General features: G+C 59.1%; 19 protein-coding genes and 1 tRNA gene. 7 read left to right on the top strand and 13 right to left on the bottom strand.

Translation table 11 applies throughout. The annotated features are described in order from the left end of the window. Nucleotides 1-97: 97 nt before the first annotated feature. Nucleotides 98-979 (top strand): LysR family transcriptional regulator, encoded by an 882-nt coding sequence (locus EDE09_RS02135; protein ID WP_132408607.1) that lies wholly within the window; start codon nt 98-100, stop codon nt 977-979. 68 nt (nt 980-1,047) lie between these two features. Here the strand turns inward: EDE09_RS02135 and EDE09_RS02130 are convergent, their stop codons facing one another. From EDE09_RS02130 to EDE09_RS02120, 3 genes are all read right to left on the bottom strand, one after another. After that, complete coding sequence (locus EDE09_RS02130) at nt 1,048-1,293, bottom strand: helix-turn-helix transcriptional regulator (protein ID WP_105374627.1); 246 nt, start codon at nt 1,291-1,293, stop codon at nt 1,048-1,050. 316 nt (nt 1,294-1,609) lie between these two features. Beyond that, a tRNA-His gene (locus tag EDE09_RS02125) sits at nt 1,610-1,686 on the bottom strand. Nucleotides 1,687-1,813: 127 nt separating this feature from the next. Further along, nucleotides 1,814-2,260: a phasin gene (locus tag EDE09_RS02120; protein ID WP_105374628.1), complete on the bottom strand. Its 447-nt coding sequence runs from the start codon at nt 2,258-2,260 to the stop codon at nt 1,814-1,816. Between the two features lie 232 nt (nt 2,261-2,492). On the opposite strand from EDE09_RS02120, the gene EDE09_RS02115 reads away from it, so the two are divergent. Beyond that, entirely contained in the window at nt 2,493-6,269 is a 3,777-nt protein-coding gene (locus EDE09_RS02115) for an ATP-binding protein (protein ID WP_132408605.1), read from the top strand. 66 nt (nt 6,270-6,335) lie between these two features. Continuing rightward, nucleotides 6,336-7,985, top strand: coding sequence for an iron ABC transporter permease (locus tag EDE09_RS02110; RefSeq protein WP_132408906.1), 1,650 nt, complete (start codon nt 6,336-6,338; stop codon nt 7,983-7,985). A gap of 266 nt (nt 7,986-8,251) precedes the next feature. On the opposite strand, the gene EDE09_RS02105 is transcribed toward EDE09_RS02110, so the two are convergent. Then, nucleotides 8,252-10,204, bottom strand: a complete 1,953-nt coding sequence (locus tag EDE09_RS02105) for an acetoacetate--CoA ligase (protein WP_112797200.1) — start codon at nt 10,202-10,204, stop codon at nt 8,252-8,254. A gap of 155 nt (nt 10,205-10,359) precedes the next feature. On the opposite strand from EDE09_RS02105, the gene EDE09_RS02100 reads away from it, so the two are divergent. Further along, a complete protein-coding gene (locus EDE09_RS02100) occupies nt 10,360-12,237 on the top strand; it encodes an AsmA-like C-terminal region-containing protein (protein WP_132408603.1) in 1,878 nt (625 codons plus the stop codon). A 28-nt stretch (nt 12,238-12,265) separates the two neighbouring features. Here EDE09_RS02100 and EDE09_RS02095 read toward each other — a convergent pair whose 3' ends face one another. The 5 genes from EDE09_RS02095 to EDE09_RS02075 form a co-directional block, all read right to left on the bottom strand. Further along, nucleotides 12,266-13,084, bottom strand: coding sequence for an ABC transporter permease (locus EDE09_RS02095; RefSeq protein ID WP_105374633.1), 819 nt, complete (start codon nt 13,082-13,084; stop codon nt 12,266-12,268). A gap of 1 nt (nt 13,085) precedes the next feature. Further along, nucleotides 13,086-14,003, bottom strand: coding sequence for an ABC transporter permease subunit (locus tag EDE09_RS02090; RefSeq protein WP_132408601.1), 918 nt, complete (start codon nt 14,001-14,003; stop codon nt 13,086-13,088). 17 nt (nt 14,004-14,020) lie between these two features. Further along, nucleotides 14,021-15,178, bottom strand: coding sequence for an ABC transporter ATP-binding protein (locus tag EDE09_RS02085; RefSeq protein ID WP_112797206.1), 1,158 nt, complete (start codon nt 15,176-15,178; stop codon nt 14,021-14,023). Nucleotides 15,179-15,252: 74 nt separating this feature from the next. Continuing rightward, a complete protein-coding gene (locus tag EDE09_RS02080; protein WP_112797208.1) occupies nt 15,253-16,350 on the bottom strand; it encodes a polyamine ABC transporter substrate-binding protein in 1,098 nt (365 codons plus the stop codon). Between the two features lie 121 nt (nt 16,351-16,471). After that, nucleotides 16,472-17,890, bottom strand: a complete 1,419-nt coding sequence (locus EDE09_RS02075) for an XRE family transcriptional regulator (RefSeq protein ID WP_132408599.1) — start codon at nt 17,888-17,890, stop codon at nt 16,472-16,474. A gap of 205 nt (nt 17,891-18,095) precedes the next feature. Between EDE09_RS02075 and aceA the strand changes: the two genes are divergently transcribed. Together aceA and EDE09_RS02065 are read left to right on the top strand one after the other, a co-directional pair. Continuing rightward, nucleotides 18,096-19,385, top strand: coding sequence for an isocitrate lyase (aceA, locus tag EDE09_RS02070; RefSeq protein WP_105374638.1), 1,290 nt, complete (start codon nt 18,096-18,098; stop codon nt 19,383-19,385). A gap of 72 nt (nt 19,386-19,457) precedes the next feature. After that, nucleotides 19,458-19,709 carry a hypothetical protein gene (locus EDE09_RS02065; protein ID WP_105374639.1) on the top strand — a complete coding sequence of 84 codons (252 nt, stop codon included), beginning with the start codon at nt 19,458-19,460 and terminating at the stop codon, nt 19,707-19,709. Here the strand turns inward: EDE09_RS02065 and EDE09_RS02060 are convergent, their stop codons facing one another. After that, nucleotides 19,710-20,573 carry a LysR family transcriptional regulator gene (locus EDE09_RS02060; protein WP_105374640.1) on the bottom strand — a complete coding sequence of 288 codons (864 nt, stop codon included), beginning with the start codon at nt 20,571-20,573 and terminating at the stop codon, nt 19,710-19,712. A gap of 90 nt (nt 20,574-20,663) precedes the next feature. On the opposite strand from EDE09_RS02060, the gene EDE09_RS02055 reads away from it, so the two are divergent. Then, nucleotides 20,664-20,930 carry a hypothetical protein gene (locus EDE09_RS02055; RefSeq protein ID WP_112823815.1) on the top strand — a complete coding sequence of 89 codons (267 nt, stop codon included), beginning with the start codon at nt 20,664-20,666 and terminating at the stop codon, nt 20,928-20,930. Here the strand turns inward: EDE09_RS02055 and EDE09_RS02050 are convergent. The 3 genes from EDE09_RS02050 to EDE09_RS02045 form a co-directional block, all read right to left on the bottom strand. Next, on the bottom strand, nt 20,870-22,711 hold the full coding sequence (locus EDE09_RS02050) for a methyl-accepting chemotaxis protein (protein WP_105370698.1): 1,842 nt from the start codon (nt 22,709-22,711) through the stop codon (nt 20,870-20,872). The genes EDE09_RS02055 and EDE09_RS02050 overlap by 61 nt on opposite strands. 158 nt (nt 22,712-22,869) lie before the next feature. Continuing rightward, nucleotides 22,870-23,007 (bottom strand): hypothetical protein, encoded by a 138-nt coding sequence (locus EDE09_RS28040; protein WP_165924093.1) that lies wholly within the window; start codon nt 23,005-23,007, stop codon nt 22,870-22,872. Nucleotides 23,008-23,146: 139 nt separating this feature from the next. Continuing rightward, the gene (locus EDE09_RS02045) at nt 23,147-24,331 is read right to left on the bottom strand and encodes an NAD(P)/FAD-dependent oxidoreductase (protein WP_245505053.1); all 1,185 of its coding nucleotides are present in this window, start codon (nt 24,329-24,331) and stop codon (nt 23,147-23,149) included. Nucleotides 24,332-24,455: the final 124 nt, after the last annotated feature.

Below are 24,455 nucleotides of genomic sequence, written 5' to 3'. Positions count from 1 at the left end.
CGACTTATCTGTATAGGCGAAGGATACGCGCAGAATTGCACAAGGCAACGCCGTAGTTTACGCATCTGTTGTGCAAAAATCGACATCGGAGCGCTGGATGAATTGGGATGATGTGCGCCTTTTCCTAGCCGTGGCGCGGACTGGGCAAATCCTTGCTGCCTCCCGGCGGCTCGGCATCAACCATGCCACACTGGGGCGGCGGGTGACCGCGCTCGAAGAGGACCTGCGGACCCGGCTGCTGATCCGCCGCACCAATGGTTGCGAGTTGACCGTAGAAGGCGAGATCTTTTTCCACGCCGCCGAACGCATGGAAACGGAAATGCTTGCAGCGCAGGCGAGTACGGGACGGATAGACACCGCGGTTGCGGGAACGGTGCGGATCGGTGCGCCCGACGGTTTCGGGGTCTCGTTCCTGGCATCCCGGCTCGGGCGGTTGACCCGCCGACATCCGGACCTGAAACTGCAACTCGTACCGGTGCCGCGCTCCTTTTCATTATCCCAGCGGGAGGCCGATATCGCCATTACGATCGAGCGACCGGAACAGGGCCGGCTCGTCTCGTCAAAACTTACCGACTACACGTTGGGGCTTTATGCCTCTAAAAGTTATCTCGACCAGGCCGGAACTCCAGAAACCGTCGAGGCATTGAGAGCACATCCCCGCATCGGTTATGTCGAAGACCTGATCTTTTCCCCCTCGCTCAATTTCACGGGCGAAGTGATGCGCGATTGGGATGCAAGTTTCGAGATATCGAGCGCGATCGGGCAGACGGAAGCGGTTCGTTCGGGCGCCGGCATCGGCATCCTGCATGATTACGTAGCGCGCCAATCCTGCGAACTGAAGCGCGTGCTACCGGAAATCGTCATCCGGCGCTCCTATTGGACCACCTATCATGAAACCACGCGCGACCTGATACGTCTGCGCACCGTCGTCGACTTTCTGAGGGAACTGATCGATGAGGAGCGACACATCTTCGTGTAGGCAGGAAATCGACCCTATACGGATGGAAGAAGGAGGACCGGCCGCCGAAGCGGCCGGACGCCTGAACATCAGGTAAGCAAGAAGGTCGAAATCGGAACCTGCAGGGCTGCGGCAATGCGTTTCAACTTTGCCGGATCTGCGTCCATGCCACTTTCAACACGGAGAATCTCGTCACTGACGAGGCCGGTCGTGACGGCAAGTTCGTCAATACTATAGCCCATCGCCCGTCGGGCTTCGGCAACTGCAGAGGCGATGTGCTGCGGAGAAAGCGTAGTTCCGTTCGCAGATGCGAAATTATTGATGGAAATTGTCATCCTCATGACTCCTTCTAAAAAGGCCTGCCGCGCAGGGCGAACAGGTGAAGGGGGCCAAAGCCCAAGACGCAAGTGTCCAAAATTTTGGGCACTCGCTGCCGCAAACATAGGCATGTCAGCGATTGTGACAAGGCCTGATAATGCAGTGCACAAGATTGTGTTCGTTTCCGGGCCAGACAAGGGCCGAGGTATCCGGAAACCGTCGAATGTCCGAAGAACGTGTCGGTTTGGCGTTTACAGGCCAGCAGAAATAAGACTTAGAGAGACTGTTCCAGGCGGAGACAAGCCCCGTCGATCAGTTTGCCTTGAATGAAAGTGGTACGGTTGGTGGGAATCGAACCTACGACCTCAGGTGCCACAAACCTGCGCTCTAACCAACTGAGCTACAACCGCACAAAAACCGCTCAAAGCGGCATTTCGGGTCACATACGGCGATCAGACTTGTTTTGCAAGTCCCTTCTTCAAATAGAAGAGGGCCGAAACCTGCTCCGGCCCTCTTCTTGAAATCGCCGCGTAGAAATCAGGCGGCCTTAAAGGTCGCCATGACCTTTTCAGCTGCAACCTTGCCCGGCTGCGAGACATTTTCGGCAAGCTTGCGGGCTGCGTCCTGCATGGACTTCGCCTGTTCAACCGTGATTTCGGCCTGCTTGCGGATGAAGGCGGTCTGCAGCTCGAAAAGCTCCGATACGGACTTCACGCCGAGCAGCGCTTCCATGTGGGAAAGGGACATGTCGGCATTCGTACGCAGCGCGTCGATAGCCTTCAGGCCGAGCTCTACAGACCCTGCCTGAGCCGACTGCAAAGTGGTCTCCACCGTCTTGGTGGCTTCCTCAGCGGCGGTTTTCATCTTAGCATAAGCGTCACGCGACTGAGTGGCGCCCTTTTCGGCAAATTCGCGGAAGCTCTCGGTCAGCTTGGCCGGGTCGAAAGCGGTGAAGGAAAAGATGTCGTCGGTCTTGTATGCCATCGTTTCTGGTCCTCGTTGGCGTTTTCTTCGGCAGAACCGAAGATGTGATGCCTCTTATATAACCCATCTTATTGTGCATTGCAATATATTGTGCACCGCACAATAAAAATTTCGGAATTAACCCTGTTAGCGGTTTGAGGGCAACCGCTCTCGACCCGCAGGCGGGGGGGAGATATTAATAATCCGTTAAATCCCGTAGAAATGCGGTTAAACGACTCTGCAGGTTTCGCCTATGTCCGCAGTCCAATATCCGTTCATCGACATTGCCGTACACGAGCATGTGCGCGACCGTTTTGCGGCGGGTGAAGCGATCATCCTGTTTTCTCAGGACACAATGGATCCGTTGTGGTGCAATGGCCGCGGCGCCGATCTTTTTGGTTTTGAGTCCATCTATGACTTTCTCGACCAGGGGCCGAACCGCAATGACATCGTCTTCCGCCAAATAGAAGCGGCGGCGCGCCAGCTCGGTGCGGCGGGCGACGTTCGCCATCTCATGATCCGCATAGCCTCCGGATTCCAGCGTGTGCCTATCCAGGCTGCGTGCGAGCTCATTCGGATCCAAGGGAAAGCGGCAGTATTGTTCAGCGCACCCGTTGAAAAATCTCGCCTTTCCCTTTCAGCCCGTGCCGCGCGAATGATCGAAGGTTTCGACGATCCGGATACGCACATGGCGGTGCTTGACGAGAACGGCGAGGTGCTTGCCGCTTCCGCCAAATTTGCGGACCTCGGAATTTCCAATCAGACAGCAAAAATGCTGTCTGTCACGGCCGGCAATGACCCCAGTCGGCTGGTCAAGCGGCCGATCCCGACGGCCAAGGGCTATCTCCCGGCGGCCATCGGCCGGCTTTCCGAGGAGCCTGCACTCAATCTTCTGTTTACCGTCGAAACCGTGCAAGACCGGACTGCCGCTGACGATGGTCTAAAGTCCGCCAGCCAGATGGCAACGGTCCATGCGACGGAAGCAGATGCGGACGGGGCATTTGGTTCCGACGTCCGCGAAGAGGATGAGGATTTCACCGTCGAGGCCGTGCCTGGCGCCGGTTTCGAAGATGTGATCACCGCCGTCTCCGAAATCGAGGATGCCGAGGAACTGGAGGAAGAAATCTCGCTTGAGGCGCAAGTCCCTGATGGTTTTGGCCAAGACGAGGACGTGCCTGCCGAAGAGACAAACGACGTTTCCACGGACGAGGCGGCTGGGTCGGATGCTCAGTCGATAGCGGGCGGCGGGTCCGAGCCTGTTGCAACGGCCGGCGAAGCTTCAACCCAAGACCCCACCGGCTTCGTGTTCCGCCGCGACGGGCGCGCGATCCGCTTCGTATGGAAGATCGACGCCACCGGCCGGTTCAGCGAAGTTTCCAGTGAATTCGCCGATGCGGTTGGCCCGAATGCCGCTAACATCAACGGCATGGGCTTTGGCGATTTGGCCGCTCTCTTCGGTCTCGATCCGGATGGAAAGATTGCCGAGCTCCTCAATAAGCGCGACACCTGGTCGGGCAAAACGATCTGGTGGCCGGTCGAGGGCACGTCGCTCGTTGTGCCTGTCGATCTCGCGGCTCTGCCCACCTATACCCGAACCCGGGAATTCGACGGCTTTCGAGGGTTCGGCATCGTCCGCATCGGCGACGCGGCGGAAGATCCCAATGCCATCGGCCTGACGCTCACGCCTACCCTAGCGGAGGATGTGGCCGGCGCGACAAATACGACATCCCTACCAGCCGACTCGCCGTTCATCGCATTCGAGTTGGAAGACGATGAGCCGTCAGCCCATCCGGAAGGGAGCGTAGCGAACGCTTCAGGCGCGGATGAGGAAGATACCGTCGATGAAATGACGCAGACGAAGGCGACTGAGGAACCTGCCGCGACCGAAGCCATCGCCGCCGAGGACGATCAGCCGGCCGGTGAACCAAAGCCGTTATCGCTGACCGGCAGACAGGTCCCCTCACTGCTCGACTGGCCCGAAGGCGAAAAGCCGGCGCTGCGTATCGTTGAAAATGCAGGCCGCCGCTATTCCGACAAGGTGATCCAGCTTGAGGAACACCGGTCGAGCGGGCGCGAACGTCTGACCCCCGTGGAGCAGGCCGCCTTTCGGGAGATCGCACGGCAGCTCGACAGCTTCATCGACCGCCACGCCGAGCAAAAGAACGCGGAACCAGACGCCCCCTCGCCTGTTTCCGAGGCAAACGAAACTGCGCCCATCGCCATCGATCCCGTTCAGGATGGGGCGTTTTCAGAGAAGGAACAACGGGATCTTGTCCAGGAAGGCGGCATCCGTGCCTCGGCGGAAAGTCTGACCGAGACTCCGGACAGAGTTGAAGAGCAACCTGCTGAAGCGGCTGAGGACGCTTCCGACAAGGTGGCCACGATCACCGGTGAAACGGGCAACATTGTTGCCGAGGAAGAAGTACCGGTCGACGCCGACGGAACGGAAGAGGCGATTGGTCCCGGACTGGAGCTTTCCGACCGTGAACTTCTCAATCGGATGATGCCGGTGCGAGAGCGGATCGGACTTTCGGCGGAAATCGTCGATCAGATGCCCGTTGCGCTGCTTATTCACAACGGCGACCACTTGATCCACGGCAACCCGGAATTCCTGAGGCTGACCGGCTATGCCGCGCTCGATGAACTGGTTGAAGTCGGCGGCCTGGATGCGCTTCTGCAGCGCCAGGATCTCGAAGGCAAGACGACGGAAGCTGGCGGTATGGTCGTCGTGCGCTCGGACGACGTTGTGGTTCCGGTGACAGCGCGGCTGCAATCGGTCCGCTGGGGCGATTCGACCGCCCTGATGCTGGCGCTCATGCCGGTCGTCACCGAAAGCTCGGCATCCGACGGCACCGAGGCGGCCGAGGTCATTCCCTTACATCCCCGTCGTCCGGCCGATCAGCTCGCAAAGCTGCAGGTCGAGGTGGAGGAGCTGCGCGCTATTCTGGAGACGGCAACCGACGGCGTGGTGATCATTGGCGCCGAAGGCGATATCCGTTCCCTGAACCGGGCCGCGAGCGGGCTTTTCAACTACGACAACGAAGAGATCAACGGCAAACCCTTCGTGACGCTCTTCGCCCATGAAAGCCAGCGCGCTATTCTCGACTACCTCGGCGGTCTCTCCGGCCACGGCGTCGCCAGCGTCCTGAACGATGGTCGCGAAGTGATCGGGCGGGAAGCCTCCGGAGGGTTCCTGCCGCTCTTCATGACGATCGGCAAGCTCACCTCGTCCAATGGCTATTGCGCAGTCATACGCGACATCACCCAATGGAAACGCACAGAGGAAGAGCTGCGCACGGCCAAACGCGCCGCCGAGACGGCGAACGCCCACAAGAGCGAGTTCCTTGCACATGTGAGCCATGAGATCCGCACACCGCTGAACGCCATCATCGGATTTGCGGACATGATGGCGACAGAGCGTTTCGGGCCGATCGGACATCCGCGCTATATCGAATATGCCAACGATATCGGTCGCTCCGGACGACATGTGCTCGATATCGTCAACGACCTGCTCGATATTTCGAAGATCGAGGCGGGCGAGATGGAACTCGATTTCGTCGCTGTAGGCCTTAACGAAACAGTATCTGAGGCTGTGTCCCTGGTGCAGCCGCAGGCAAACAGCCAACGCGTCATCATTCGCACGGCGCTTTCGCATGCCGTGCCGCAGGTCGTCGCCGATCTTCGCTCCGTGAAGCAGATCGTCCTCAACATTCTGTCGAATGCCATCCGCTTCACGCCGTCGGGCGGGCAGATCGTCGTGTCGACGGCCTATGAAGCCAATGGCAACGTGGTGCTTCGCATTCGTGATACGGGCATCGGCATGACGCGCCCGGAACTCGAACTCGCCATGAAGCCGTTCCGTCAGGTCGCAGGCGGCACCCGTAAACGAGGCGACGGCACCGGTCTTGGCCTGCCGCTTACCAAAGCGATGGTAGACGCAAATCGCGCAGCCTTCTCGATCACATCGGCTCCAAACGAAGGTACATTGGTGGAAATTACCTTCCCTTCGCCGCGAGTGCTTGCGAACTGACTGTCCAATGATTAGCACTCCTCTTTGAAAGAGGAGTAGAATTTGCAGGTTTCGACGACACCCGCCATGCCGGCGCAGAAAGCACGGCAGCCGCGCCGACCGCTTTCCTGGACCGCGGTGGGCGTCGCCACCGTGATCGCCTGGCCGATCCTCGCCATATTATGGATTGCGATATCCGGCGACGATGGCACCTGGCAACATATCATCGCCAATGTCGTACCGCGCGCCACCGGGCGCACGCTGCGGCTTCTCTTTCTAACCGGACTGGTAACCGCGTTTTTTGGCGTGCTCACCGCCTGGCTCGTCGCAAGTTTCGACTTCCCTTTCCGCCGGCTTCTCTCGGCCGCACTGGTGCTGCCGCTTGCTATTCCCTCCTATCTTGCCGCGTACGCCTTCGGAGAGTTCCTCGACTTTACCGGTCCGCTGCAGACCTGGTACCGGCAGATCTTCGGCTACCAGACTGCCCGCGAATACTGGTTGCCGGACATTCGTTCGCTCGGCGGGGCGGTGCTGGTGCTCTCTGCCGTCCTCTATCCGTATGTTTATCTCGCCTGTCGTTCGATGTTCATGATGCAGGGCCGCGCGGCTGCTGATGTTGCCCGTACACTCGGCGCCGGCCCTCTTCGAGTGTTCTTTCAGGTGCAGATTCCCATGGCGCGGCCAGCAATCATGATCGGGCTGACCCTCGTCATGATGGAGACGCTGAACGATATCGGCGCGGTGGAATTTCTCGGCGTCAATACTCTCACCTTCTCGATCTACGACACCTGGCTGAACCGCGGCAGTCTTTCCGGCGCCGCGCAGATCGCCGCCGTGATGCTGCTGGTCGTCTCGATCCTGATTCTTGTCGAACGGGCAGCCCGCCGGCAGCAGCGCTTTTCCGGCAACAGAACGACCACGCTCGCCGATGCGGCAATGCGGCCGCGACTGAGCGGAGCAAAAGGCTTGCTTGCAGCTGCCTTCTGCGTCCTGCCTGTTGCTTTTGGCTTCGGCCTCCCATTCCTGGTGCAGGGCCGCTTTGCGCTGGCACGGATCGAGGATTTTGCCGATCCTCGCCTGCTTGACGCGCTGTGGAACAGCATTACCGTCTCCACGGCGACCGCTCTCTGCTCTGTTGCTCTCGGCTTTGTCCTTTCCTACGCGGCACGCAGCGAACGCTCGGGGCTCGTCGCATTCTCCAACCGGCTCGCGTCGCTCGGTTACGCGGTACCTGGCACGGTCCTTGCGATGGGCGTGCTTGTTCCGCTTGCCGCCTTCGACAACGCGTTGGACGGCATCCTGCGGGAGAGCGCTGGGATTTCGACGGGCCTGCTGCTTTCCGGTACCGGCTTTGCTATCGTTTATGCCTGCACTGTTCGTTTCATGGCCATGGCTGAAGGCAATCTGGATGCCGGCTTTCAAAAACTCTCGCCGCATCTCGACATGGCCGCGCGTGCTCTTGGCCGAAATCGCCGGCAGACCCTCTGGTCCGTGCTGCTCCCCAACATGCATCCCGCGCTCCTGACAGCCGCCCTCTTTGTCTTCATTGAGACAATGAAGGAACTATCGGCCACCATCCTGCTTCGGCCGTTCAATTTCAACACCTTGGCAACGCTCGTCTACGAGGACGCCTCGCGAGCCCGGATAGAGGATTCCTCCGTCGCCGCAATCATCATCATTCTTGCCGGGCTGGTGCCTGTCGCGTTGGTGTCGCGCTCGCTCAACAGATTGCACTGAGGATGATTGCAATCCTGAGATGCATTGAAGGCTAAAAGAAAGGCAGCCAAAGCTGCCTTTAAATTTAAATGCTGTCCAACGAAAGTTGGCGGAGACATCATGTCTATGAAAGCTCGCGGCTACCCGGCTTCATACACCGGATGAATCCCTATTGCTCCACTCTTGAGCATTTCCACTTAACAGCCGGTAAACTGCGCCTCCTTTTGGGAAGCGTCATTTCTGATGGGTTGTCATGATACACATCAGGACCTTCCGATGGTATGTCTTCAGTTCTCAAGTTCGGTCAACCCGGCAAAAAGATCGAGCGCTTCCGGATTGGCGAGGGCTTCCTTGTTCTTGACCGGCCGGCCATGGACCACGTCGCGTACCGCCAGTTCAACAATCTTGCCAGATTTTGTGCGCGGAATATCGGCAACCTGGACGACCTTTGCCGGCACGTGACGCGGCGAGGCACCGGTGCGAATTCGGCTCTTGATCGCCTTGACGAGATCTTCATCGAGCTGTCGGCCTTCCGACAGGCGCACGAAGAGGACGACGCGCACATCGTCTTCCCAATCCTGGCCGATGCAGATCGCTTCCGCGACCTCCTCCATCTGCTCGACCTGATTGTAGATTTCCGCCGTGCCAATACGCACGCCGCCCGGATTGAGAGTGGCATCGGAACGGCCATGAATGATGATGCCGCCGTGTTCCGTCCATTCGGCGAAATCGCCATGGCACCAGATGTTCTCGAACCGCTCGAAATACGCTGCCCGGTATTTCCTGCCGTCGGGATCGTTCCAGAACATGATCGGCATGGATGGGAAGGCCTTGGTGCAAACGAGCTCCCCCTTTTCCCCACGTACCGGTTTCCCGTCGTCATTCCATACATCCACCGCAAGACCCAGTCCGGGTCCCTGGATTTCCCCCCGCCAAACGGGCTTTAGCGGATTGCCAAGTACAAAACAGGACACGATATCCGTGCCGCCGGAAATGGATGCAAGATGCACCTCACTCTTGATGCCCTCGTAAACGAATGAAAAGCCTTCCGGCGAAAGCGGTGAGCCGGTCGAGGTGATCAATCGCAAGCTCTGGAGATCGTGGGTCTGCTTCGGGAGGATGCCGCCTTTGCGGACTGCATCGATGTATTTTGCCGAGGTCCCGAATACGGCAAATTTCTCCTCCTGAGCATAGTCGAAGAGAACGTTTCCGTCCGGCGCGAAGGGCGAGCCGTCGAAGAGGCAGAGCGTTGCGCCGACGGCAAGGCCGGAGACCAGCCAGTTCCACATCATCCAGCCGCAGGTGGTGAAATAAAATAACTTCTCACCGGGCTCCAAGCTGCAGTGAAGGCGGTGCTCCTTCAAGTGCTGCAGAAGCGTGCCGCCTGCCGAATGAACGATGCATTTCGGCACACCAGTCGTTCCGGAGGAGAAAAGGATATAGAGCGGATGCGCGAAGGGCAGCTGCTCGAACTCAACCGGCTTTGCCTGAAAAGGCGCAATAAAGTCCGCGAGCATGCGTCCGTCGGAAAGCGAGGCGGCCAGCGCCGGAGCATCTCCCGCATAGGGAACGACCAAGACCGGTGTCTTCAACGCTTGGGAAACCGCCTTCACCTTGGCAGCGACATCCTGACGTTTGCCGTTATACCAATAACCGTCGCAGGTAATGAAGAGCTTGGGTTCGATCTGGCCGAAGCGGTCGAGGACGCCCTGGTCCCCGAAATCGGGAGAACAGGAAGACCAGATCGCGCCGATAGAGGCTGCCGCCAGCATGCAAGCCACGGTCTCCGGCATGTTGGGCATCATGGCCGCAATCCGGTCGCCTTTTTCGATACCGAGAGCCCTGAACGCCTGCTGCAGGCGGGAAACTTCAGCACGCAGCCTATCCCAGGACCAGCAGTCGCTCGCCTTGTCCTCTCCGCGAAAGACAAGAGCATCGGCCGCACCGGTGCCGGTCAGGAGATTTTCGGCAAAATTCAGCGTCGCGTCGGGAAAAAAGCGGGCTGCGAGCATATCGTCGCCATCCTCAAGCGAGCGCTCCCCACGCTTGCCCTTAACGCCGCAATAGTCCCATATCGCGGACCAGAACGCCTCCCGCTCGGCAATCGACCAGGCGTAAAAGGCGTCATAATCCGCGAAGCTCTTCCCGTGGCGCTCAGCGCACCAGCCGATAAAGTGAAAAAGCGGTGTCTTCTGCCGGGCTTCCTGCGAAGGACTCCACAGCGGCTGTTGGTTGGCCATTCCCATTCCTCCATCCCAGAGAGCCGTCTGACCAAACGAACTCTTTCCTTGGCCGCTCAGGCTTGAATTCAAGCTGAATTGCCCTGGCCTGTATAGCATGCTGCACTGCATGATAAAGAGGATTGCCGGCCAAGAAAGTGCGGATTTGCGCGATCTTGGCATTTCCTATATTCGCGTTGGACATGCTGACCGTGGGGATCAAAAATCTGCCAAGACACCTGAAGCGCCCGCTCAGCCGGCGGATCCGCGGTCTGCTGATCGGGGTCCTCACAGGTTTGGGGCTCTTTGCCCTTTTCCAAATCATCGCCCCCTTCCTGATCTCCTCGAGCCTGGTGCGGGCAGGCATGGAACAGGCCGTCGCCGAATGGACGGGCCACGACGTTACGATCGAAGGATCTCCGGACATTCGGTTCTGGCCTAAGCCGAGGATCACTCTCCGCGACATCACGATCCGCAAACCGGTTGATGGCCGCGAACGGGTCCTTGGCCGCGTCGCGCGTCTGTCCGCCTCGTTCGACCTTCTTCAAACCCTGATCGGGCAGCCGGAATTCAAGGATTTCCGCCTCACCGATCCACAAATCTACGTTCTGCGAGAGCCGGACGGTCGGCTTGATTGGGCAAATGACGGGCTGTTGAGCCGGGCGGTAAGGGAAGCAAAGCCCAATGCCAGCGGCCAGCAGCTCGCCGCAGACGCCGACGCTCCGATGGGAGAGGTCCGCATCACCAATGGAATTCTCGAAATATCCGACGTTTCGAGCGGCCGTACCCTACGATTTACGGCCATCGATGGCGATCTCAATTGGCCCTGGCTTTCCCGCGGCATGGAGATCAAAGCCAAGGGCGAGATCAACGGCCGCAAGATTTCAGTGGACTTCAATTCGACGCAACCTCTCCTTCTCCTCGCTGGCAGAAGCGGAAACGCATCCGGGGCTATCGTATCCGAGCTGTTTCAGGGGCGTTTCCAAGGCGTCGCCAACCTTGCGACACATGCTTTCCTATCCGGCGATGCCGAATTGACCATTCCGGACCTGCCAACCGTCATGGCATGGTCGGGGGTAAATTTTGCAGGCGCCGAGCGCATTAAACGCCTCTCGCTGAATGCGCGTCTCGTCACTAACGACAACACGCTGCGCTTCGAGAACCTGTCGCTCGGCCTCAACGACGATAAGGCAACAGGCATCCTGGATCTGATGGTTCCCGAAGATCGGTTACCGCGGCTTACCGGGACGCTCGCGTTTGATCGCCTGGATTTGTCCGGAATCCTAGATGTACTGACACCGGCCGCCGATGAAGCAAGTAAAAACAACAACCTGCAAACAGGAATAGAATTCGACCTGCGGCTTTCGGCGGAGCAGGCAGTGCTGGGGCCTCTCCATCTTTCCCAGGCGGCCATAAGCGTGCTGGACACGCCGCACCAGTCACGGGTGGACATCGTCGACAGCGATTTCGAAACCGGCCGGCTGACCGGGCGCCTTGCCACCGCAGGCATCGACCGGCAGGACGAGATGGCCCTCCATATTGCCGTGCAGGGCGCCGATTTCGGCAATATCATCAAGAATCTGGGCCTTGGCGGCCCGTTGCCCATGACCCACGGCTCCCTGGATTTGTCGCTCAACATCCGCCGGCCGATAAACCCCCAGGCGTGGCGCGAGGCAGAGGGGAATTTCCGCTTGCGCGGAGGAGAGGGTTTTCTTCCCGGCATCAACATCGCAAGTGTCAGGCAGCTCGCAACTCAAAAGCAGTATTTCTCTCTGAGCGAGGCCAGCAATGGCAATTTGCAGTTCGACAGCATCGACCTGGCTGCGCGCATCGCCCATGGCTCGGCCGAGATCCACGATGGAAAGATCACCGGCAGCGACGGTACGTTGGCGATTTCCGGGGTGGTACCTTATGCCAGCAATGGCCTTGCGCTTTCCGCGACCATTCGCCCGGCAGCCGATGACCCAGCACAGCTGACCGTTTTCATTGGAGGATCCTGGCCCAATCCGGTGATCTGGCCAGTTTCGGAGACCGCGCCAAAACCGGCGGAGTAAGCCCGCGAACAGAGCTCCCTGCTCCCGATCAGGTCGTACCCCGCAGGGCGACATGCTCATCGCGGATACGCCGCAGTTCGGTTCGCTTGGTGCTGATCGAGGCGAGAATCACGCCGATGGTCACAAAACCGATCAGGATGGTGCAGATCGCATTGATCTCCGGTGTTACACCCAGACGCACCTGCGAATAGATCTTGATCGGCAGCGTCGTCGCGCCCGGGCCGGTGTTGAAGCTCGCGATCACCAGATCGTCGAGCGACAGCGTGAAGGCGAGCATCCAGCCGGCGATTACAGCGGGCAGGATCAGCGGCAGGGTGATCTTGAAAAAGGTCCTGACGGGCGGGCAGCCGAGATCGAGTGCTGCCTCTTCCAAACTGCGATCAAAGGTCATAAGGCGCGACTGAACGACAATCGCGACATAACACATCGTGAAGGTCGTATGAGCGATGGTGACCGTCCAGAAGCCGCGGTCGATATTCAGCGCCACGAAGAGGAGCAACATGGACAGACCGGTGATCACTTCCGGCATGACGAGCGGCGCGTAGATCATGCCGGAAAACAGCATCCTGCCGGGGAACTTCTGGAAACGGACAAGGGACAGGGCAGCGAGCGTTCCAAGCACAGTGCCCAGGGTCGCACTAAGGACGCCGACACGCGCTGTTACCCAGGCTGCATCCATCAGCCCCTCGTTGGACCACATGGTGCGATACCACTGCAGCGAAAACCCGCCCCAGACCGTCACCAGCTTGGATGCGTTGAACGAATAAACGACCAGAATGATAATCGGGATATAGAGAAAGGCGAAGCAGAGCGTCAGGACGGTGGCGTCGAAACGGGACGATTTCATCTCACACGACCTTCTTCTGCTGGTTCTGGAAAATCATGATCGGCACGACCAGCATGATCAGCAGGACCACGGCCACGGCCGAGGCGAGCGGCCAGTCGCGATTGCCGAAGAATTCCGTCCAGAGCGTCTTGCCGATCATCAGCGTGTCGGCACCTCCCAAGAGATCGGGGATCACGAATTCACCCGTAATTGGAATAAAGCAGATCATCGACCCGGCAATGACGCCCGGCAGCGACAGCGGAAAGGTGATCTTCCAGAATGCCTTCCACGGCGGGCAACCAAGATCGCTCGCGGCTTCCAGTAGCGTATTGTCCATCTTCTCCAGCGCCGAATAAAGCGGCAGGACCATGAACGGCAGATAGGAATAGACGATACCGATAAAGACGGCGATGTCGGTCCTGAAAATCTGGACCTGCTCGTTCGGCTCCAGGAGGCCGATCGTCTGAAGAAGTAGTGTCATGAGGCCGTCAGGCTTCAGGATGCCGATCCAGGCATAAACACGGATCAGGAACGAGGTCCAGAACGGCAGGATGACCAGCATGACGAGGGTCGGCCTGAGCGTGATCGGCGCCCGCGCCATGGCGAGCGCCATGGGATAGCCGATCAGGAGCAGCAGGAAGGTGGAGATCACCGCGATCCTCAGCGAGGACAGATAGGATTTGATGTAGAGGGGATCCTCCGTAAGGAAGAGATAATTTTCAAAATCCAGCTTCGAAATGTAGCCGCTGATCGCGCCAAAGCCGGGAAAGACCGGTGTATAGGGCGGCATAGCAATAGCCGTGTCCGACAGCGAGATCTTGAAGATGATGAGGAACGGCGCCGTGAAAAACAGCAGCAGCCAAAGATAGGGCACGACGACAACGAACCAGCGCGCCGGGTTGGGCGTATTGGCGGCTTGTGTCTCCGAAACGCTCGCCATCTCCCCCTCCTCCTTGGTCAGCGCGTCAACACAAGGCCGGCATCGAGCGGCCAAGTGAGCCAGACCATGTCGCCAAACGTAATCGGCCGATCGACCAGGCGCGATACGTTTGCCTGCGCTGCACGAACGATGCGGCCGTCAGCCATCTTGACAAGGAAGACCGAAAAGTCGCCGAGATAGCCGATATCCCAGACTTCGCCATAGACGGCATTGAAGGACGTATCCGTCGGTTGATCCGGGGATATCCGTACCTTTTCGGGGCGGATCGCGAAGGCAACTCTGTCGCCTTTCACGGCCTGGCATTCCTGCTCGACGGCAACGGAAACGCCATCGCAATCGATCCGCACTGTTCCCGGCGCTCCGAGCGCGCTTTCGGTGGTGGAAACGGTGCCTTCGAGAATATTGATGTCGCCGATGAAGTCCGCGACATAGCGGCTGTTCGGGGCTTCGTAAATCTCTGCCGGCGTCGCCACCTGCATGATCACGCCCTTGTCCATGACGGCGATCCGATCCGATACGGTCATCGCCTCCTCCTGGTCGTGGGTGACGATCAGGAAGGTGAGCCCGAGATTGGTCTGGATGTCCATCAACTCGAACTGCGTTTCCTCGCGCAGCTTCTTGTCCAGGGCGCCGAGCGGCTCGTCGAGAAGCAGCACTTTAGGACGCTTGGCGAGCGAGCGGGCCAAAGCAACGCGCTGGCGTTGGCCGCCGGAAAGCTGGTTCGGCTTGCGTCTGGCGAAGGGCTCGAGTTTTACGAGCTTCAGCATTTCCTCGACCCGAGCCGCAATCTCACCTTTCGGCAGATTGTCCTGCTCCAGCCCGAAGGCGATGTTCTTTTCAACCGTCATGTGCGGGAAGAGCGCGTAGCTCTGGAACATCATGTTGGTGGGCCGGCGATAGGGCGGCACACCGGAAATATCCTTGCCCTGAAGCAGGATGCGACCCTCCGTCGGCTCCTCGAAACCGGCCAGCATACGCATCAGCGTGGTTTTGCCGCAGCCCGAAGGACCTAGGAGGGAAAAGAATTCGCGCTCGTAGATATCCAGCGTCAGATTGTCTACGGCGGTAAAATCACCAAAGCGCTTGGTGATGTTTTCGAAGCGGATGAAAGGAACGGCCGAAGGATCGGTCCAGGGAGAGAATTTGCGTTTTACCGGCCCAAGAGACTTCGCCATGCCTTACCCCGTTTCGCCCACCACAGCCCGATAGCATTCGAGGCAGACGCTTCCGCCTGCCCCGCTCTCTTGTCTCAGCTGCCGGTCTTGATCTGCGTCCAGACCCGGTTCAGCACGCGCTGTTCTTTGGCGCCATAGGGCGAAATCGTGAAGAGCTTTTTGACGACATCCTCAGGCGGATAGACGGAAGGGTTTTCGAGAACCTCCTTGTCGAGGAACTTCTGAGACGCAAGATTACCGTTTGCATACTGAACGTAGTTCGATGCCTTGGCGATGATTTCGGGCTTCATCAGGTAGTTGATGAACGCATGGGCTTCTTCGACATTCTTGGCGTCTGCGGGAATGGCCAGGTTGTCAAACCACATATAGGTCCCTTCCTTCGGAATCACGAACTCGACCTTCACGCCGTTGTTCGCTTCCTCGGCCCGATCCTTGGCCTGCAGCACATCGCCCGACCAACCGATCGAAATGCAGGTGTCTCCGTTCGCGAGTTCATCGATATAGGCCGACGAATTGAAGGTCTTCACATAGGGGCGGACCTTCATATAGACGTCGCCACCCGCTTCCAGGTCGGCCGTCTCCTTGCTGTCCGGATCCTTGCCGATGTAGTTCATCGCAATCGCAAAGGTCTCGTCGGACGCGTCGAGGATGTTGATCCCGCAAGACTTCAATTTTGCTGCGTTTTCAGGCTTGAAAAGTACGTCCCAGCTGTCGACCGGCACGTCTCCCAGCGCAGCCTTTACCTTCTCGACGTTATAGCCGATGCCGGTGGTGCCCCACATATAGTTGACGGCATATTGGTTGCCGGGGTCGTATTTGGCGAGGCGCTCCATCACCTGCGGCCACATATTGGGGAGGTTCGGCAGCTTCGATTTGTCGAGCTTCTGGAATACTCCGGCCTGAATCTGGCGAGCCAGGAATGGGCCGGTCGGAACAACTACATCATAACCCGAGCCGCCGGCGAGAAGTTTGGTCTCGACCATCTCGTTGCTGTCGAAGACGTCATAGACGACCTTGATGCCGGTTTCCTTGGTAAAGTCTTCCAGGATCGACTCGTCGATATAGTCGGACCAGTTATAGACATGAACCACGCGCTCCTGCGCCATGGCTGCGGTCGCGGCAAATGCCGTCGCAGCAACGGCGGCGGCTAAGCTGAGCAAATGGCTTTTCATGATCTCTCCTGTTCCAGTTTTTTCTGCGCGAATGCGAAAGGCGCTTAATTCCCTTATCTTTTTCGGGAGAGTAGAAAGGAATTTTTCCCACCACAAGGGGAAATGTGCACCGCCACAAAGGTCACTGGAAATCGAAGGCGCTCAAGCCGGTGACCATTTCGTCCAGACCGAGCGGGCGGGTGATCGGTGGCTCGGCACGGGAGAGGCAACCCTGCCGCTCGCAAAGGCGGCAGGCCGTGCCGGCGAGCACCGTTCCCATCGGCCCTGGCAATGCGCCGTCGTAGACAACATCACCTGCATTGGACAAGTCGCAACCCAGCAGAACGGCCGTGCGCCGGACACGCTCGCCGAAGCCGGCCTGGGGGCCATCAAGCGTTCGCGAAATCGTGACAAACGCAGCGCTATCAGGCATTTCGACCCGGTCGACCAGGATCTGTCCAGGCTGGGCAAACGCGGCGTGAATGCCGAGCTTCGGACAGTGCCCGCCGAAACGTGCCAAGGGAAAACCCTGCGCCCCGGCGCGGCGGATCACATTCCCCGCATGATCAACCTCCATCAGGAAGAACGGGATGCCGGCAGCACCCGCACGCGCAAGCGATGTCAAGCGGCTGGCCGCCTGCTCGAAGGAAACTTCAAAACGGGACCGCAGCACATCGAGGTCGTAGCGGGCGCGTTGTGCCGCCGACAGGAATGCGTCATAGGGCATCATCAGCGCATGGGCGGCATAACGGGCGAGTTCGAATCTTCCAATCCGGCGCGCTTCGTTGGTCGAGAAGGCCAGTGCATCGAGTTCGGCTGCAATTTCCTGCCCGAGCGCCAGCAAGGCCACTTCCATTGCGAGCTCACGGGTGCGTTCGAAAGGCGAGAGGCGCTCGGACAGGAACAGACGCATCGAGTGGCGGTCATAACGGCGGCGCAGGTTCGGCATGGCATGAACGGGAAGCGCGCGCACCACGATGCCATGCTCACTCTTCAGCCAGGCCTTCAACGCGCCCGGCAGTTCGTCGCCGATGCCCAGCTTTGCTGCAAAGGCCTCAGCCGCGTTCTCGATCCGCATGAAGAAGTTGGGCCGTCGCTCCAGAACCTCGCGTACCTCATCGATCGGAAGACGTGCACCCGCGATCGAGGTTTCATGCCCCTCGCGGGCAAGAAGGTCGGCGAGATCGGAAAGCCGCGCCGCCTGCTCGCGATAGGCCCGGTAGAGTTTCATCAGGCCCAACGCTGCATTGGGGGCTGCTTCGACAACCTCGATGATTTCCTGATCGCCGGGAATTTCACCAACCAACAGCGGATCGGCGAAAACTTCGCGGAGTTGGCTCGCCAATCCGCCTGCCTCCCCCTGCAAGGCGTCAAGATCGACTTTGTAGACGGAAGCAAGCTTCAAGAGGAGCTGGACCGTCAACGGCCGTTGGTTTCGCTCGATCAGATTGAGATAGGAGGGCGAAATGCCCAGAGCGTCCGCCATCGCCGTCTGGGTCAGTCCGAGCCCCAGCCGCACCCGCCGGACCCGGGGACCTGCGAATATCTTCCGTTCTGCCAATTTGGCCTCTTTTACAAAATCCAGACAACTGCCGCTTTTACTGTTTTGACATCTTCACAGAGCCGTTTGTGAAAAGCAACACATCCTAACCCTTTTTCAAACGCCAATTTTGCTTCTTTTCTGGCGGTGCAGCATTCCCTTCTGTAAATCTAGTCACACCAGAACGCGGTTGAGCGCAGTGGTTACTTTGTTTGGGAGAATGACAATGACAGATTTTTACACACTCGTTCCAGGAGCACCGAAGGACCGCTTCGAGGGTATTCAGCGCCCCTATTCGGCTGACGACGTAAAACGGCTGCGCGGCTCGGCCGATATCCGTTATTCGCTGGCGGAATTGGGCGCCAACCGTCTCTGGTCGTTGCTCCACAACGAGGACTTCGTCAACGCGCTCGGCGCCATGACCGGCAACCAGGCCATGCAGCAGGTTCGTGCTGGACTGAAGGCAATCTATCTCTCCGGCTGGCAGGTCGCGGCCGACGCCAATACGGCATCCGCCATGTATCCGGACCAATCGCTTTATCCGGCCAATGCTGCACCGGAGCTGGCCCGTCGTATCAACCGCACGCTGCAGCGTGCCGACCAGATCGAAACTGCCGAAGGTAAGGGCCTTTCGGTCGAAACGTGGTTTGCTCCGATCGTTGCGGATGCGGAGGCCGGCTTCGGCGGCCCGCTCAATGCCTTCGAGATCATGAAGGCCTTCATCGAGGCTGGCGCTGCCGGCGTTCATTATGAAGACCAGCTGGCTTCGGAAAAGAAATGCGGCCATCTCGGCGGCAAAGTTCTGATCCCGACCGCCGCCCATATCCGCAACCTGACTGCAGCACGTCTTGCAGCCGACGTCATGGGCACGCCGACACTGGTCATTGCCCGCACGGATGCCGAAGCAGCAAAGCTTTTGACCTCTGACATCGACGAGCGCGACCAACCCTTCGTGGACTACGACGCCGGCCGCACCGTCGAAGGCTTCTATCAGGTCCGCAACGGGCTTGAGCCCTGCATCGCTCGCGCGGTGGCCTATGCACCCTATTGTGACCTCATCTGGTGCGAAACTTCGAAGCCGGATCTCGAGCAGGCGCGCAAATTTGCTGAAGGCGTCCACAAGGCGCATCCCGGCAAGATGCTCGCCTACAATTGCTCGCCTTCGTTCAACTGGAAAAAGAACCTGGACGACGCGACGATCGCCAAATTCCAGCGTGAGCTCGGCGCGATGGGCTACAAGTTCCAGTTCATCACGCTCGCCGGCTTCCACCAGCTGAACTATGGCATGTTCGAACTCGCCCGCGGCTACAAGGACCGGCAGATGGCGGCCTATTCGGAGTTGCAGGAGGCGGAATTCGCGGCGGAGGTCAACGGCTACACCGCGACCAAGCACCAGCGCGAGGTCGGCACCGGCTATTTCGATGCCGTCTCCGTGGCGATCACCGGCGGCCTCTCGTCCACCACCGCAATGAAGGAATCCACCGAGCACGACCAGTTCCGCCCCGCGGCTGAATAATGGCCAAACTCCCTGCCCTTCTCGGAGGGCAGGGCCTTTCAAAAACCCCGATCAAAAAAGAGGAGAAATGCCATGACGATCCAAGCCCCAGTCAAGACTCATGTCAAGGAACGCGCCGAGGAACAGTCCTCCGCCATGACACCAGAACAGCAGGCGGCGATCCGTACACTCGCCAACGATCTGCATCGCCTGAACCATTCCATCATGAAGGCGGTCGAGGCGGGCGTTTCTGTCGAGCTCGTCCGGTCTGCCCGGCACCACGGCGGAGACGGCCATTGGGGAGACCTGATGATCCCCGTCATCGTGACGAACCGCATCCAGTAACTAAGGACGTTTACCGGCAAAGAGGTCTGAATTGCCTTTGACGAACCTCACCATGCGATCGACCACCGCCCGGATTTCCCGGCGGTGGCGATCGTCGTTGTTCATGACCACCCACTGAGTGTGGCGAAGGCTGGCGATCTCGTCTCCCACCCGCTCCAGGCGCATATCCTGATCGCCCACGAAACAGGGAAGAACCGCAGTGCCGGCACCGGCAAGCGCGAGGTCGCGCAGGGAGCGCGGCCGGTTCACGGTAACCACGATCTGATCGGCCCGCTCTTCATGCGGCCAGCGCAGATAAGCGGAAATGGCGTCCTCCTCCGAAACTGCAAGCCATCGGTCCGCCATGGAGGGGTGCGCGCTTCGGGCACGATAGGCGGCATAGGCAACATCGCCGAGCTTCGTTGCTGCCAGGTTCGGCTCCTGCGGTTCAAAGGCGCGAATGCCGATATCGCTTTCCCGGTGCGCGAGGCTCGCCCGCCGCTCCGCCACATAAAAGTCGAGGCGAAAATTGTCCTCATCCGTACGGATGAGAGACAGGTTGCGGGTAAAGATCCAGGCAAGCCAGGTGCCGCATGCCACACGGACGAGAGGAGCAGTCACGCCTTTGTGCTTCCAGCTCTCGATCCGCCGGATCGTGCCCTCCATTTCCATGATTTGCGAAAACAGGGTCGAACCATCGGATGTCAGACGGTAACCCGTGCGACTGCGGACGAAGAGAGATCGCCCCACCGCTTCCTCCAGATCGAGCATGCGACGGCCAAGGGTTGCGGGGCTGAGGCCGCTGACGGCGGAAGCTCCCGACAGTCCTCCGTGGCGGGCCACCTGCATAAAAAGCTCGTAAGCGTCCCAAGTTATGTTTTTCATCAGTGAAAAACATAATGCGGTTTTTTCTCTATAAGAAGCACTTTTTTATGTTTAGAGGAGGAGACGGCTTTTCTAGAGGAGAAATTCCCGATGTATGAGAATGTCGTCGCCCTCATTCTTTCCCGCCCAATCTATCCCGCTGCGAAAGGTGACAGCCGGCAGGCTGAGGACGCCTATTACGAGCAGTTCGGTTCACTCGCCCCCAGCTGGATCTCCGGGGTGGCCGACCTGGTCGCTAGACTGAAAACAAGAAAGGGCGGCATCGCTGCCGCCCCACGGATTTCCGACAAGAAACCTCAAGCCGCCCGGGAAGCCTGCGGGCGCGAATGCTTTACGCCGTCGATGCGGAACTGCTGAACAAGTTGAAGCAGGGCGTCGGCCTCTTCGGCAAGACGGCGGCTCGCCTCGGTGGTTTCGCCGACCATTGCGCCGTTCTGCTGGGTCATCTGATCCATACGGTTGACCGAGTTGTTGATGTCCTGCAGGGCCGCCGATTGATCCTGGCTTGCGGTTGCGATCATATCGACATGTTGGCTGACGCCGGTGATCTGCTGACTGATGGCCGCCAACACCGCACCCGCCTGTTGTACCAGACCGGCCCCGGAGCTTACTTCCTGGCTTGACTGCGTGATCAGATCCTTGATCTCGCTCGCCGCTCCGGCGGATCGTTGGGCAAGCTCGCGGACCTCCTGAGCCACGACGGCAAAGCCCTTGCCGGCCTCGCCTGCGCGCGCTGCCTCGATCCCGGCATTCAGCGCAAGGAGGTTGGTCTGGAAGGCGATATCGTCGATCACCTCGATGATCTGTTCGATTTTCCGCGAGGCCTCCTCGATACGCCCCATGGCGGCGACTGCGTTGTTGACCACGGTGCCGGAATTGTCGGCGCTCTTCTTGGTCTCCGAAACGGCGTGATTGGCTTCGCGGGCACGCTCGGCCGAAGACCGCACCGTTACCGTGATTTGGTCCACTGCGGCAGCGGTCTCTTCCAGCGAGGCTGCCTGGGTTTCGGTTCGGCGCGAGAGTTCGGTCGATGAATGGCTGAGACCGGCACTGCTCTTTTGGATGGAGAGCGTGCTTTCGCGGATATCGGAAAGAGTATCGCGTAGCCGGACGATAGAGCCGTTGAAGTCGTTGCGCAGTTGTTCAAGCCTGCCTGAGAAAACAGTCTCGATCGTGGTCGAGAGATCGCCCTGCGCCAAGCGGGATAGAGCCGCCGCCAGCTCGCTGACCGCAATATCGATCTGCTGATCGACACGTTGCTTTTCCTCATCGCTCCGGCGACGTTCCGCCTCTGCTTCGCTGCGCTCCTCCACGCTTCGACTTTCGATGAGCCGTTTTTCGCGGGCTGCGTCGCGGAACACTTCCAGCGCACGAGCGATGTTGCCGAACTCGTTGCGGCGCGCGGTATAAGGGATCTCGACCGCATCATTTCCGCCGGAGAGCGTGCGGACCGTGCTGGTCAGTACACCGAGCGGGCGGAGCAAGCTCCTCAGCGTGAAGAAGCTCACAAAGCCGATCAGGACGAGTGCAGCAACCGAACTGCCGACAATGACATAAGCCGAGGAGGCGATGTGATCGAAGTAGACCTCCATGGGGATGCCAATGAACAGGAGGCCTGTAACGGCATTGGAGGCGTTGGTAATCGGAAAATAGCCGGTCATGAAATCGCGGCCGAACAAGACGGCCGGGCCGAAATAGGCTTCACCGCGGGCAAGGAACGGCTGCGCCGGGTGTTCCGCGGCAAGCTTGGTGCCGATAGCACGTTCGCCCTTCTCCGTTTTCACGTTGGTGGAGACGCGAACATAATCGCTGCCGCGCTTTTCGAAGAGGGTAGCAACGCCACCGATAGCTCCGGCCGTACGGTCCACCAGGTCATGGTCACTCAGAACTCCATCCCCCTGAAGCACGCGGGAAACGAAACCGTCGCGGATTTCGCTCTTGGCGCCGGGCAGCTCAAGCTCGTAGAGCAGGCTCATGGTGCGAACCGCCTTATGGGCATCTGCTTTCGCCGTTTCCATGATATCGCCGCGCAGATGCACGTAGGCGAGACCGCCAACCGCGGCAATCGCGACGAAGATCATGAACAGACAGAAGAAGGCGATCCGCGATACGACGGACGATGGAAAAAATCTCGACATGCCCCAAGCCTTCCCTGTGGGATAAAGACAGTCGGATTATTATGAGCAATCTTTAAAATTTTACTGAACCAGTGGAATTCAAGATGCGACACCGCTTCAGTGAGTCATGCAGAGCAATGGCTGCGGAGAGCCAGCTTCTTTAAATTGCTTTCAAGCGATTAGTGAAAAAACGCCGGAAGGGAAAGAAGAGCTGCCATAGCCCCGATCGAGATCACCAGAAGCCGCAACCGCTTCTGCCTGGCGTCGTCCTTGACGAGTGCGATTGCAATTGCGCGGGCACGGCGGGTTTTCTGCATGAATCCTGAACCCCAAAAACGGTTGCTCTCGACGTCCTGCCGCGACCCGACAGGCTGCGTATACCAGCTCTTAACCACAGGATTTTGCTGGCATTAAGGCAGGATGAGGGAGGTATATTAAGAAGTGCTGAATCACGCACTACGACAATGCTTCCCCGCAAACATGGCCTGATGCCCAGGCCCACTGGAAATTATAACCGCCGAGCCAGCCGGTCACATCAACGCATTCGCCGATAAAATAGAGACCGGGCACCGCCTTCGCCTGCATGGTCCTGGAATCCAGTTCGGATGTATCGACGCCGCCAAGGGTCACCTCCGCCGTCCTGTAACCTTCCGAACCGGCAGGCCGGATCGTCCAATTCTGTATTGCAGCGGCAAGCCCTGCGATCGCCTTGTCCGAAAGATCCGCCAGATGTCCCGTCACGCCTCTCGTCTCGACAAAAAATTGCGCCAGCCGTTTGGGCAAAGCTTCTGCAAGCACCGTCTGCGCAGCCTGCCTGCCGTTGACCTTGCGCGCTGCTTTAAGCATGGACGCAACATCCAGGTCCGGTTCGATCACCAGGGTGATGTCGTCTCCTTCCCGCCAGAAGGAGGATATCTGCAGGATGGAAGGGCCACTCAGGCCGCGATGAGTAAACAGCAGCGCTTCCCGGAAAGCCGTCTTGCCGTGTCGTACCTCCGCCGCCACCGAGACGCCGGATAGCGGCGACAGTCTCTCCAACAGGTTCGGGTCGAGCGTCAGCGGCACGAGCGCCGGACGTGTTTCGATGACCTTCAGGCGGAACTGTTTCGCAATCTCGTAGGCAAAGCCGGTTGCCCCCATCTTCGGAATCGATTTGCCGCCCGTCGCAACGACGAGTGCTGCTGCTTCCACGGCACCTTCAGACGTTGCGATGCGAAAGCCATCCGGAGTCTTTTCGATCGAAGTGACCTGCTTCTGCAGTTCGAGGACCACTCCTGCCGCCTGCATTTCGATGAGCAGCATGCGAATGATATCTTTGGCGCTTTCGTCGCAGAAGAGCTGCCCGAGCGTCTTCTCATGCCAGCCGATCTTGTGCGCCTCGACCATGTCGAGGAAATCGCGCGGCGTGTAGCGGGCAAACGCCGACTTGGCGAAATGCGGATTGGAGGACAGATAATTCCTGGCGCTGGCATGGATGTTGGTGAAGTTGCATCGCCCGCCGCCGGAGATGCGGATCTTCTCCCCCGGCGCCTTCGCATGGTCGAGCAACAGGACCGAACGTCCGCGGGCTCCGGCTCGGATCGCGCACATCATCCCTGCGGCGCCTGCGCCCAAAATCACCACGTCGAATTTTCGCGTCACCCGGCGCTCCATCGTTTCCCCGTTGGCTCTTCGCCATCCCCGGCGCCAAAGTCAATGACGCCCCCTCGCCAAGCGCCAATCCGTGGCTATGATGGGAACTTCGATCAACCTCACTCCGGTGTGT

Origin of the sequence: Neorhizobium sp. S3-V5DH, from assembly GCF_004343065.1 — a bacterium.
GTDB lineage: Bacteria > Pseudomonadota > Alphaproteobacteria > Rhizobiales > Rhizobiaceae > Neorhizobium > Neorhizobium huautlense.
This window is presented reverse-complemented; position numbering and strand designations above follow the sequence as displayed.